General features: G+C 49.4%; 12 protein-coding genes. 8 read left to right on the forward strand and 4 right to left on the reverse strand.

Annotated features, from left to right (window positions below; all coding sequences use genetic code 11):
* The first annotated feature begins 6 nt into the window (after positions 1–6).
* From JSN25_RS09760 to JSN25_RS09795, 8 genes are read left to right on the forward strand one after another with little or no spacing between them, the layout of a single operon-like run.
* Entirely contained in the window at positions 7–993 is a 987-nt protein-coding gene (locus JSN25_RS09760) for a sigma-54 interaction domain-containing protein (RefSeq protein ID WP_038637572.1), read from the forward strand.
* A gap of 47 nt (positions 994–1,040) precedes the next feature.
* Positions 1,041–1,394, forward strand: coding sequence for a flagellar hook-basal body complex protein FliE (gene fliE / locus JSN25_RS09765; protein WP_038637576.1), 354 nt, complete (start codon positions 1,041–1,043; stop codon positions 1,392–1,394).
* A 4-nt stretch (positions 1,395–1,398) separates the two neighbouring features.
* Positions 1,399–3,078, forward strand: coding sequence for a flagellar basal-body MS-ring/collar protein FliF (gene fliF, locus JSN25_RS09770; RefSeq protein WP_199965959.1), 1,680 nt, complete (start codon positions 1,399–1,401; stop codon positions 3,076–3,078).
* Positions 3,056–4,072, forward strand: coding sequence for a flagellar motor switch protein FliG (locus tag JSN25_RS09775; protein ID WP_038637583.1), 1,017 nt, complete (start codon positions 3,056–3,058; stop codon positions 4,070–4,072). The genes fliF and JSN25_RS09775 overlap by 23 nt, the downstream gene beginning before the upstream one ends.
* Positions 4,073–4,075: 3 nt before the next feature.
* A complete protein-coding gene (gene fliH / locus JSN25_RS09780; protein ID WP_038637585.1) occupies positions 4,076–4,786 on the forward strand; it encodes a flagellar assembly protein FliH in 711 nt (236 codons plus the stop codon).
* Positions 4,779–6,119: a flagellar protein export ATPase FliI gene (gene fliI, locus JSN25_RS09785; RefSeq protein WP_199952373.1), complete on the forward strand. Its 1,341-nt coding sequence runs from the start codon at positions 4,779–4,781 to the stop codon at positions 6,117–6,119. The genes fliH and fliI overlap by 8 nt, the downstream gene beginning before the upstream one ends.
* Positions 6,120–6,121: 2 nt before the next feature.
* On the forward strand, positions 6,122–6,565 hold the full coding sequence (gene fliJ, locus JSN25_RS09790; protein ID WP_150344684.1) for a flagellar export protein FliJ: 444 nt from the start codon (positions 6,122–6,124) through the stop codon (positions 6,563–6,565).
* On the forward strand, positions 6,562–6,957 hold the full coding sequence (locus JSN25_RS09795) for an FAD synthase family protein (RefSeq protein ID WP_038637597.1): 396 nt from the start codon (positions 6,562–6,564) through the stop codon (positions 6,955–6,957). Before fliJ ends, JSN25_RS09795 begins: the two co-directional genes overlap by 4 nt.
* A gap of 17 nt (positions 6,958–6,974) precedes the next feature.
* On the opposite strand, the gene JSN25_RS09800 is transcribed toward JSN25_RS09795, so the two are convergent.
* The 4 genes from JSN25_RS09800 to JSN25_RS09815 are packed head-to-tail and all read right to left on the reverse strand — an operon-like array spanning position 6,975 to position 11,632.
* Positions 6,975–8,177, reverse strand: a complete 1,203-nt coding sequence (locus JSN25_RS09800) for a sulfatase-like hydrolase/transferase (protein ID WP_087856493.1) — start codon at positions 8,175–8,177, stop codon at positions 6,975–6,977.
* A 1-nt stretch (position 8,178) separates the two neighbouring features.
* Positions 8,179–9,447 (reverse strand): ATP-grasp domain-containing protein, encoded by a 1,269-nt coding sequence (locus JSN25_RS09805; RefSeq protein ID WP_204525670.1) that lies wholly within the window; start codon positions 9,445–9,447, stop codon positions 8,179–8,181.
* A complete protein-coding gene (locus JSN25_RS09810) occupies positions 9,444–10,559 on the reverse strand; it encodes a DegT/DnrJ/EryC1/StrS family aminotransferase (RefSeq protein WP_204525671.1) in 1,116 nt (371 codons plus the stop codon). The genes JSN25_RS09805 and JSN25_RS09810 overlap by 4 nt, the downstream gene beginning before the upstream one ends.
* Positions 10,556–11,632 carry a glycosyltransferase family 2 protein gene (locus tag JSN25_RS09815; protein ID WP_204525672.1) on the reverse strand — a complete coding sequence of 359 codons (1,077 nt, stop codon included), beginning with the start codon at positions 11,630–11,632 and terminating at the stop codon, positions 10,556–10,558. Before JSN25_RS09815 ends, JSN25_RS09810 begins: the two co-directional genes overlap by 4 nt.
* Positions 11,633–11,658: the final 26 nt, after the last annotated feature.

An 11,658-nucleotide genomic window follows, 5' to 3' on the forward strand; every position in this document is an offset into this window, starting at 1 on the left:
ATAATCATGTTTGAACTTATTGCCGAAGCAGCCTCCAGCATTAACGTTTTTTCAATGGCAAGACGTATTGCTGCTTTTAATGTTCCAGTACTTATCCATGGCGAAACCGGTACGGGTAAAGAATGTATCGCCAAATTTATCCACTCGATTGCATTTGCGCAGGAGGCGTCGGCGCCTTATATCGGTGTGAATTGCGCTGCTATTCCTGAAAATATGCTGGAAGCCACGCTCTTTGGTTATGATAAAGGGGCGTTTACCGGGGCAGTGGCCACCGTACCGGGAAAGATGGAATTAGCTAATAACGGTACATTGTTATTGGATGAAATCGGTGATATGCCGTTGGCGCTACAGGCCAAGATACTGCGCGTATTACAGGAACAACAGGTTGAGCGTTTAGGCAGTAACCGTCTCATCAAATTAAATTTTCGTTTAATTGCCTGCACCAATAAAAACCTTGAAGAAGAGGTTGCGGCAGGACGCTTCAGAGAAGATCTCTATTATCGCATGTCAGTGATTCCGTTGACGATGCCGCCCTTGCGCGAGCGTATGGAAGATATTATCCCATTGGCGGAATCCTTTATTAAAAAATACTCCACGGTGCTGGTAAAAAATATCAAGCTTTCTGAATCGTCACGCCGGGCATTACTCAGCTATGCGTGGCCGGGTAACGTACGCCAACTGGAGAACGCGATTCAACGAGGAATGATCCTTAATCGTGATGGCGTTATTTATCCAGATACGTTAGGTCTGCCATCTATTGAGTCCGATTCCTGGAGCGAGCCGCAATGGCAACCTAAACCCAGCGCGCAAATCACCACCAGCGCCAATCTGGGCCAGCATGGTCGTAGCGCGCAGTATCAATATATCGCTGACCTGATGCGCAAATATCAGGGTAATAAAACCAAAATCGCTGATTTATTAGGAATCACCCCACGTGCGCTTCGTTATCGTCTGGCATCAATGCGAAAACAGGGAATAGAGATCTTTTCCTGAATCAGTCTGTGGTACCGAGAACGCTTTTCTAATTTTAAGAGTAGGTCATGAGCATAAATACGATAGCCCCAGCCAGTACGATGCAGACGCAAATGATGCAGGACATGCAGCAGATGAAAGCGGTCGCGCAAGCGCCCGTCCTTTCGCCGATGCAGGTTAACGCCCAGCAGGCATCATCTCCGGTTTCGTTCGACCGCGTTATGCAAGGGGCGCTGAATCATGTTGATCGGTTCCAGCAGGTTGCGGAACAAAAACAAACGGCCATTGAGATGGGGAAAAGCGACGACCTGGCGGGGGCGATGATCGCCAGCCAGCAGGCATCGTTATCGTTTTCCGCGCTGGTGCAGGTACGCAATAAAGTCGCTTCCGGATTCAATGACCTGATGAGCATGTCAGTCTAACGCTATGAATGAACTAATAAAAAAAGTTACTCAGTTTTTACCATCGTTCTCTTTCAGGCTGGATGGTAATAAACGTCTGGCGTTACTGGCAGCAGCGGCTGTTGCGGCCACCGCCATTATTGTCAGCGTGCTATGGAATGGCAACCACGGCTATGTTTCGCTGTACGGTAGCCAGGAGAATATCCCGGTTTCGCAGATCGTCACCGTGCTGGATGGTGAAAAGCTGGAATACCGGATCGATCCGCAAAGCGGACAAATTCTGGTTCCGGAAGAGGACTTGTCCAAAACGCGAATGACGCTGGCGGCGAAAGGCGTTCAGGCCATGCTGCCCAGCGGCTATGAACTGATGGATAAAGATGAAGTGCTGGGCGCCAGTCAGTTTGTGCAAAACGTTCGCTACAAGCGGAGTCTGGAAGGCGAACTGGCGCAGAGCATCATGACGCTGGACGCCGTCGAGAGCGCCCGAGTGCATCTGGCGCTGAATGAAGAGAGTTCCTTTGTCGTCAGCGACGAACCGCAAAACAGCGCCTCGGTGGTGGTGCGTCTGCATTATGGCAGCAAGCTGGATCTGGACCAGGTGAATGCTATCGTGCACCTGGTGTCCGGCAGCGTGCCTGATTTGAAAGCTTCGCAGGTCAGCGTTGTCGACCAGGCGGGGAATTTATTGTCCGACGGTATTGGCGCGGGTGAAGCGGTTTCTGCGGCGACGCGTAAGCGCGACCAGATCCTCAAAGATATTCAGGATAAGACCCGCGCCAGCCTCGCAAATGTTCTCGACTCGCTGGTCGGCACTGGCAACTACCGGGTGAGCGTGATGCCGGATCTCGATCTGAGCAATATCGACGAAACCCAGGAGCATTACGGCGACACGCCAAAAGTTAACCGTGAAGAGACGGTACTCGATAGCGATACCAGCCAAATCGCCATGGGGATCCCCGGTTCGCTGAGTAATCGTCCTCCAGTGGCGGCAAATCAAGTGACGAATGGCGCCAATGGAAGCGCGCCAGAGGAATCTAACCAGCCCGCTGCGTTGTCAAAGCATAGCGAGAACAAACGCGACTACTCCTGGGACCGTAGCGTTGAACATATCCAGCATCCCGGTTTCGACATTAAACGTTTAAATGTGGCTGTGGTACTTAACCAGAGCGCGCCTGCGTTGAAGAACTGGAAACCGGAGCAAACCACGCAATTGACGGCGCTGTTGAATAACGCCGCCGGGATTGATGCCAGGCGTGGAGACAATCTGTCTTTATCGCTGCTTAATTTTGTGCCGCAGTCGATCCCCGTCGAGCCGGTGGTTCCCTTTTGGAAGGATGACGACATTCTGGCCTGGGTGCGTCTGATTGGCTGCGGTCTGCTGGCACTGCTGTTACTGGTGTTTGTTGTTCGCCCGGTCATGAAACGGTTGACCGCCGAACGTCGCCGGACGTCGGCGCCAGAGCTGGCGCTGGACGCCGCACCGATCGCGATTCCTGCGGACAAACCCCATTTTGCGGCTGCTGAAGATGAACGTAAAAATATCGAACTGCCTTCTTTCCCTGGTGACGATAGCCTGCCTTCGCAGAGCTCCGGTCTGGAAGTGAAGCTGGAGTTCCTGCAAAAACTGGCGATGAGCGACACCGATCGCGTAGCTGAAGTTCTCAGACAATGGATTACCAGCAATGAGCGAATTGACAATAAATAACGGCAGCAACAATAGCTATCTGGAACAGGCCGCAATTTTATTGCTGTGTCTGGGCGAGGAGGCGGCAGCCACGGTGATGCAAAAACTCAGCCGCGAAGAGGTGGTTCGCCTGAGTGAAAACATGGCGCGTCTGTCTGGGGTAAAAACCAGCATAGCTAAAAAAGTGATCAATAACTTTTTTGATGAATTCCGCGAACAAAGCGGTATCAACGGCGCATCGCGTTCCATGCTGCAAGGGATCCTCAATAAAGCGCTGGGCACAGAAATCGCCAGCAGCGTGATCAACGGTATTTATGGCGATGAGATCCGTTCGCGGATGGCGCGTTTACAGTGGGTGGAGCCGCGCCAGTTGGCGATACTGATCTCAGAAGAGCATTTGCAGCTACAGGCCGTATTTCTTGCCTTCCTGACGCCAGAGATCTCGGCCACGGTACTGTCTTACATGAATGAGTCAGTGCAAAACGAGATCCTCTATCGCGTAGCTAAACTGAACGATGTGAACAGGGACGTGGTGGATGAGCTGGATCGTTTGATCGAGCGTGGGCTGTCGGTGCTTTCTGAACATGGCTCGAAAGTGAAAGGGATCAAGCAGGCTGCGGATATCGTGAACCGCTTCCAGGGAAATCAACAGGTGATTCTCGATCAGCTGCGCGAACGCGATGAAAATGTGCTCGAACAGTTGCAGGATGAAATGTACGACTTCTTTATTCTGAGCCGCCAAACTGACGAAGTGCGTCGTCGTCTGCTGGACGAAGTACCGATGGAAGATTGGGCGGTGGCGCTGAAAGGTACTGAAGCGCTGTTACGCCGTTCGATTTATGCCGTGATGCCTAAGCGTCAGGTACAACAACTGGAGGCGATAACCTCACGTCTTGGTCCGGTTCCGGTGAGCCGTATTGAGCAGATACGCCGTGAAATCATGGGAATTGCCCGCGAACTTGAGGAAGCGGGTGAAATACAGCTACAGCTGTTTGCTGAACAGACGGCGGAGTAACCTATGGCGATTGAAACCATTCGTGGTCGTTACCGGCTGCATCGTTTTCCTCCTCGCCAGCGCCATCTACAGGCTGAACAGCTCACGCCGGGGATTACTCCGGCGGATTATCAGCGCCAACTGATGGACGGCTTCCAGGAAGGGCTGCAAAAAGGTTTTGAGCAGGGGATGACCGAAGGCCAGGAGCAGGGTTTTCAGGAAGGTCATCAGAAGGGGCACGATGAAGGTCGTCGTCAGGGATACACTGAAGGCAGCCTGGCCGGACAGCAGGAAGGGCGCAAGCAGTTTGAACGCGCCGCCCAGCCGCTGGAGGCTATCTCCGGCAAAGTGAATGACTATCTGGCGCACGTCCAGCGTAAACAGCGGGAAGACCTGTTGCAGCTGGTTGAAAAGGTGACCCGCCAGGTGATTCGCTGTGAGCTGGCGCTGCAACCGACGCAGCTATTATCGTTGGTCGAAGAGGCAATTTCGGCCTTTCCGGCGATGCCTGAGTCGCTACAGGTGCTGCTGAGTAACGAAGAATTTAACCGCATCAAAGATGTCGCGCCTGAGAAGGTCACTGCCTGGGGACTGACTCCCTCTCCCGATCTACAGGCGGGCGAGTGTCGGGTGATTACCGATAAATCCGAGCTGGATATTGGCTGCGAGCATCGCCTCGAGCAATGTATGTCGGCACTTAAAGAGTCGCTGCTGCCGGAGCCGACGGGTGAGTGATCTTTCCAGCTTCGACAACGCGCTGCGTTCTATTGAGTCGATTCCTTTAGCCCGGGTTGCCGGGCGACTGGTTCGCGTGAACGGTATTTTGCTGGAGAGCGTGGGCTGCCCGTTGGTAACCGGCCAGTTGTGCCGTGTTGAAAGTGCAAACCATACGCTGATCGACGCGCAGGCGGTGGGATTTAATCGTGATATCACCTACCTGATGCCCTTCAAACACCCCGTCGGACTGATGGCGGGGGCGCGCGTATTCCCCGAAGAAAAAGCCCAGGAGATCCTGATCAGCGAAAGCTGGCTGGGGCGGGTGGTCAATGGCCTGGGCGAACCGCTGGATGCCAAAGGCCGTCTGACCGGCAATGATGTGCTGCCACCTCAGGCGCCGTCTATCAACCCCCTTACGCGTCGGTCGGTGAACCAACCGCTGGATGTTGGTGTAAAAGCAATCAACGGGTTATTAACTATCGGCAAAGGCCAGCGCGTGGGGTTGATGGCTGGCAGCGGCGTGGGAAAAAGTGTGCTGCTGGGGATGATCACCCGCCAGACCAAGGCCGATATCGTGGTGGTGGGGTTAATTGGCGAGCGTGGCCGCGAGGTGAAAGAGTTTATCGATCACTCGCTGGGCGCGGAAGGGTTGGCAAAATCCATTATCGTGGCGGCTCCGGCGGATGAGTCGCCGTTGATGCGTTTGAAAGCCACCGAGCTGTGCCACTCTATCGCCGCCTGGTTTCGCGATCGTGGGCATCACGTTTTATTGCTGGTGGATTCGTTAACCCGTTATGCCATGGCGCAGCGCGAGATCGCGTTGTCATTGGGAGAACCTCCGGCGACGAAAGGCTATCCGCCCTCGGCGTTCGGTATGATCCCTAAGCTTGTGGAAAGCGCCGGCAACAGTGAAAGTGAAGGGTCAATGACCGCCATTTACACGGTGCTGGCGGAAGGGGACGACCAACAGGATCCAATCGTTGACTGCGCGCGCGCGGTGTTGGATGGACATATCGTACTGACCCGTAAGCTGGCGGAAGCCGGGCATTATCCAGCCATTGATATTGGGCAGTCGATCAGTCGATGCATGACCCAGGTTACGCCCTACGAGCATCAGCAATCGGCCCGTCAGTTGAAGCAAAACTATGCCGCCTATATGGAAATTAAGCCGCTGATCCCATTGGGGGGCTATGTTGCCGGAGCCGATCCCAGCGTTGATAAAGCCGTCAAAGTGTTCCCCGCCATCGAGCGTTTCCTGCGTCAGGAGGTAAGTGAACCCGCGTCACTTGAACTGGTGCAAAGTCGTTTACAGGCCCTTTTCCCCCAGGCAAAGAAAACGGAAGGTAAATAATCATGCGGCAAATTATTGATACCCTGGCGCAGTTGCAGCGTCTGCGGGATAAATCAGTCAAAGACATGACGGTCCAGTTGGCTAAACAGCAGCAGGTCTGTACCGGCTTTGACAATAACATCAAAGCGCTGGGTTACCTTATTCAAAAAACCGGCCCAGGCGTTGAGGCGCCTTCGGTTGAATCACTCAAAAACGTGACCGGATACAAAGGCACGCTACGCACGGTGATTGCCTGGCAGGAACAGGAAAAAACGCTGGCTAAAATCAAAGAGCAGCGTATTCAAAAAAATCTGGTCGCCGCGGCTTGTGAAGAGAAAATTGTCGCCATGACGTTGGCAGATAAGCGTTACGCGCTGAGCAATGAGGCGCAGGTAAAAGAGCAAAAAGCCGTAGATGAAATCGCCGCGCAATGTTGGCTAAGACAGAAGACGCTGGGACTGGTATGAAAACGATCATTACTTTCGGCACATTTGATGTTTTTCATATTGGACACCTGCGTATTCTTGAACGCGCCGGGCAGTTGGGTGAGCGGCTGATTGTCGGCGTCTCCTCAGATGCGCTAAATATGCATAAAAAAGGTCGGATGCCGGTTTATAGCCAAAGCGATCGCATGGGAATTGTTGCCGGGTTGAAATGCGTGGACAGCGTGTTTCTCGAAGAGTCGCTGGAGAAAAAAGCAGATTATATTCGCCAGTTTAACGCTGATACGCTGGTGATGGGCGATGACTGGGCCGGACGCTTTGATAGTTTGTCGTACCTGTGCGAAGTGGTCTATTTTCCCAGAACACCATCGATATCCACCACCTCGATTATTGAGGTGGTGAAGGGATACAAATAAAAAATTCGTGGACTGGGTTATTCTTCCGGTTTCATCTTGTTTTTATTTTTTATCCACACATCCAGCTGTAATTTCATATCATCAATATGTTGCACAATCAACGGTACCATGTCGGCTGAGAAAAAATGCTGCATATGCGGATGAATGCCGCCAGTACGTTGCCGATGTGCTTTATCAAGATCAAGGTAAGCTTCTCCTGATTTCTTATATTTAATTAAGGGTAATATATCAAAGTGATTTGCCGGGTCAGCCTTCCATAAAAACATCTTTAGCTGATTATCGACCTTCATTAAGTGAAAGTGTTCGGAAGTGATGGCATACCCTTTCTTGAGTGGACTTCCGCCATGCTGACTTTTCTGTTGTGCAAATAGATTACGACTGTAACAAAAACGGCGTTGTGGCGTTAATGCGAAAGCTTGTTTTTCAATACCTTCAGCAGGCGTTATATCAAGTAAGGTCAGTACTGTATTGTAGATATCGACCATACTGACCATATGGTTTAAATCAACGGCTTTCATGCCTGGACAGAAAATAAATGCTGGGGTATGAACTAATGGCGTGTAGGGTTCAATACCATGCGTATAACCGCCATTAAATCCGTGCCCCCAAAAGTCATCGCCATGATCGCCAAAGGCGATAATCATTGTATTATCAAGCTTTTTGTTTTCCATCAACATTTTAATGGTCTGACCGACCATTAAATCCATACTTTGGTAGCCACGCTGCCAGCGTTCGAGGCTGTTACTGCCCCCTCTTTTGATATCATCGTAATAACACAGATGACTACTGAGGTTCCACAGATAGAGCGCGAAGGGCTCCGGGCGGGAAATGACCTGCTGCATTTCAGCCTGCATTATTTTCGCGCTGTCATACCAATTAAAAGTATCCGTTTCACTCCAGATGGTATCCACATTTGCCCAGTTTTTGGGATACCCCATACCAGCAGCGGTGTATCCGTGCTGCTTTAAAACGTCGAAAAGCGCGGGGCCGTGACGATGGATGGAGATGTTTTCTTCGAGATGGGTGTTATGTTCTAACGTATTGTCATCACCATGCAAGAGATCGCTAAATGCCATCAGTGAGGAGGTGGCAGTAGAAATGAAATTATTAAGTCGTAGCGACTGGTTATAAATTTTATTCGTAAAAGGAAACCACTGGCGATTGTTAAAGATCGTGTGATTGAGACTTTCGAGATGCAAAAATATAATATTTTTCTTCATGTTATTCACATATTAATAGTTCGAGCATGCTGATGTCGAAGACAGGAAGTCCGGTGACCGAATTAACTTCCTGTCGTTCAGAGAAACTGTCGTCGATAAATATGGCGTCGGCCTCGTCAATATAATCACTTTTCTTATCGTTTTTACCTAAGTGGGTAATGGTGTCAAAGAAATTGTTAATCCGCCGATTCGCCAGTTCAGCATAAATGTCACCGGCATGACGCGTAATGAGATGAATTTTTATCCCGCGATTCAGACATTGGCAGAGAAAAGTGAAGACAGGCACGCAGAGTTTATCTTTGATGACGACGGTATCATCGTAGTCGATGTAGACATGTCGAAACGTGAAATTATGCGTATAGTGATTCGTTAAGCTACGTGTAATTTGCAGGTTTTTACTGAGCGGGTGCAATTTGACGTTTACCCGCATACTTTCGTACAACGTCAGCATGGCGAAATTAACGCCATTAGCACGATTAAGCGCCATTGTGCCTGCAATACGCGGTGCGACTTCCAGTAATGTCAAAGTACCTGAGGCAGAACGCTTCAACTGAAAAAACCATGCGCCGTAGAGCTGCAATTGCTGCGAAATAGCGCGAGCGTAAGCGTCCACTTCCGGCAGACTCACTAAGGTTGAGGTCATTGCAATACCGGCACGTATACGTGAGCGTATGCGAGGTTGGCAAAACAGTAATCCCTGAGCGCGATCGGAAAAACAATCAACCGTAAACTCTTCCCCACTTAAATATTCACAAACAATCAGATCATCTCTTTCTGCCTGTAATGATGCCAGCATGGCTGGGGTATCAACACGCGCTGCTCCCTGCGCGCCCTGACCGCGATCTGGTTTAACAAAAACGGGCCATTGCTTTATCTCAGTAACGTCGTTAAAGATCTGCGGGGTGGGAATTGAATGTGTGAGAGCCTGATATGTTTTACTTTTAAAACGCGTAATCTGGCAGGTTTCTTGCGATGGGCAGAGTACCGTGGCGGAAAGCGCGCCCCGGTTTTCAGATAAGGCAAGAAGGGCTTCATCATGTGCCGGGAAAATGTAATCAATTTTTTCTTGCAGCACTAATGCCTGCAATGTGGGTAACCAATTGCAATGCGTAACGTCAGGTACGATATGGTACTCGCTGGTGTAATGACGGGCATGGCTATCGTAATCCGCCCCGGCTAAAACCAGATTTACGTTTTTTTCGTATCGAAGAGACAGGTAAATTTCTCTGCCAATTTCGGTCCCTGCAGGGAAGATAAGTACATTGATCATGCTGTTATGAGCTCAATAATAGTGCTGAGTTCTTCGGGGGTCATATCAGGATAAATCGGCAGACACAGCACCTGTTCGGCGATTTGGTTCGCCACGGGCAGCGTCTCTTTATTGGCGCCAGACATGTTTTTGTACATGTTAAGATTCGACTGCAACGGGTAGAAATAACGCCGCGTTAAAATGTTATGTTTTTTGAGATGATCGTATAACGCATCTCGCGACATTTTATAGTCGGGGCGCACCAGGATCGGGAAATAACTGTAGTTACTCTTAAGATTGGCATTGCTGTCAGGAATAACGATCCCTTGCGTATTGGCGAGTTGCTCTCGATAACAGCGATCGATTTTTTGGCGCCTGGCTATCGCCTCATCAATATAATTTAATTGCAAGAGACCAAAAGCCGACTGGATTTCATTCATTTTGCCATTGATGCCTGGCGCGACAACGGTTAACTCGTCAGCAATACCAAAGTTTTTCAGGTAATCGATCCGTTGTTTTGTTTTTTTATCGTAACTGACGATGGCGCCACCCTCAAAAGTATTGAACACTTTTGTTGCATGGAAGCTGAGGACCGAAAGATCGCCATGACGTAGAATGCTTCCGCCGCAATCTTCTACAGCAAAAGCATGTGCCGCATCATAAATGACGGGAATACCATAATTATTGGAAATTTTTTCTATTTCAGTGGTGTTACAGCTTTGGCCGTAGACATGCACCGGCATAATTAACCCTGTTTTCGGGGTAATGGCCGACTCAATCAAGTGCGGGTTGATATTAAAGCTGTGTGGTTCAATATCAACAAATACTGGCGTTAATTGGTTCCAGAGAATGCTATGAGTCGTGGCAACAAAAGAATAAGGGGTGGTAATGACCTCGCCTTTAATTCTCAGCGTTTGCATTGCGGCAATTAACGCGATAGTCGCATTACAAAACAGTGAGATATAAGGGACGTTCAAGTAAGACGCTAACCTTTCCTCTAACAGTTGATGCATGACGCCATTATTGGTTAACTGCTTACTTGACCAAATCTCTTGCAGATACGGCATAAACTCCTCGAGTGGAGGCAAGAAAGGTTTGGTGACCGTAATAAGGTTATGATCTGCTTGTTTCATTGCTGAGGGTCCTGAGGGAATTTTTCACTAATCTGTTGATAGTGTTCTGGCAGTCTGGTTTTCAGACTGGTAAGGAGCGTGTTTCTGATCTTCTTATCAGTAATACTTTTTAACGCGGCAAAATATAATTGAGGTAATATTTCCAGGCGACTATCACAATAGATGATGGCCTGAACAATATGATATTGTGCTTTGCTGACGTCTTTATGGTGAATGGCCACGATAAAACCCTGGAAATGTAGCAAGGGGTCGGTTGGCTGTTTAAGCAACAGTTCGTCAATATCTTCTTTGATCAGCGTATGGTCGGGATGAGCATACTGCTTCCAGCGGCTGTTCATCGCGTCTACCCAGGCGTCTTCATGTTTCCACTGATTAAGGATCATCATCCGGTTTTGGTACATTAATTTGCTGTTATCTTTTCTGTACCAGGTGTTGTTGTCATGGCGACGGTAGTAAGCCACTAAACGTCGGGATGAAATAAAATGCCCCTGGCGGGAAAGTTTCAGAAACATATCCCAGTCTTCCTGTACCAGTTCAGGATCGGAGCGTTCTATCTTCAGATACGCCTCGCGGCGGATTAACGATCCGATATAAAGACTGAGATTGCCAGATACCAGAAGATGATGAAAAACATCGCCATCAAGAAATATATCGCTGTAGGGAAAACGCGAGCCATCAGGCATGATGACCTCAATGGCGCTATAGCACATGACGCAATGTGGATTTTTCTCGAGAATATTAACCTGATGGGAGATTTTGGTGCGGACGATAAGATCATCAGAGTCGACGACAGCAATATATTTACCCGAGGCCATATTCATTGCCTCGATGATCGGTTTATCGCCAATTTTATTTTTCTGCGAATAATAGTTAGTTTCGCGTAGGATCGTTTTGCAATTATATTTCCGTTGATATTTTTTAATGATATCAACAGACCGATCGGTAGACGCATCATCGACGATGATCACTTCGATATTTTTCCACGTCTGGTTAAAGACGCTATCCAGCGCCTCTTCAAGGAAAGCATCGTGGTTATAACTGGTGACGATAATACTCACTAAAGGCGTTGGCATAGATTCATCTCTGGCGACAATTACTG

The sequence above is a fragment of the Citrobacter cronae genome (assembly GCF_016893685.1).
In the GTDB taxonomy this organism is placed as follows: domain Bacteria; phylum Pseudomonadota; class Gammaproteobacteria; order Enterobacterales; family Enterobacteriaceae; genus Citrobacter; species Citrobacter werkmanii.

Excerpts from the sequence above, each read along its gene's own strand:
- JSN25_RS09775 (WP_038637583.1), top strand. The coding sequence starts at position 3,056 with ATGAGCGAATTGACAATAAATAACGGCAGCAACAATAGCTATCTGGAA.
- fliJ (WP_150344684.1), top strand. The coding sequence starts at position 6,122 with ATGCGGCAAATTATTGATACCCTGGCGCAGTTGCAGCGTCTGCGGGAT.
- JSN25_RS09805 (WP_204525670.1), bottom strand. The coding sequence starts at position 9,447 with ATGATCAATGTACTTATCTTCCCTGCAGGGACCGAAATTGGCAGAGAA.
- fliH (WP_038637585.1), top strand. The coding sequence starts at position 4,076 with ATGGCGATTGAAACCATTCGTGGTCGTTACCGGCTGCATCGTTTTCCT.
- JSN25_RS09810 (WP_204525671.1), bottom strand. The coding sequence starts at position 10,559 with ATGAAACAAGCAGATCATAACCTTATTACGGTCACCAAACCTTTCTTG.
- JSN25_RS09815 (WP_204525672.1), bottom strand. The coding sequence starts at position 11,632 with ATGCCAACGCCTTTAGTGAGTATTATCGTCACCAGTTATAACCACGAT.
- JSN25_RS09760 (WP_038637572.1), top strand. The coding sequence starts at position 7 with ATGTTTGAACTTATTGCCGAAGCAGCCTCCAGCATTAACGTTTTTTCA.
- fliF (WP_199965959.1), top strand. The coding sequence starts at position 1,399 with ATGAATGAACTAATAAAAAAAGTTACTCAGTTTTTACCATCGTTCTCT.
- fliE (WP_038637576.1), top strand. The coding sequence starts at position 1,041 with ATGAGCATAAATACGATAGCCCCAGCCAGTACGATGCAGACGCAAATG.
- JSN25_RS09800 (WP_087856493.1), bottom strand. The coding sequence starts at position 8,177 with ATGAAGAAAAATATTATATTTTTGCATCTCGAAAGTCTCAATCACACG.
- JSN25_RS09795 (WP_038637597.1), top strand. The coding sequence starts at position 6,562 with ATGAAAACGATCATTACTTTCGGCACATTTGATGTTTTTCATATTGGA.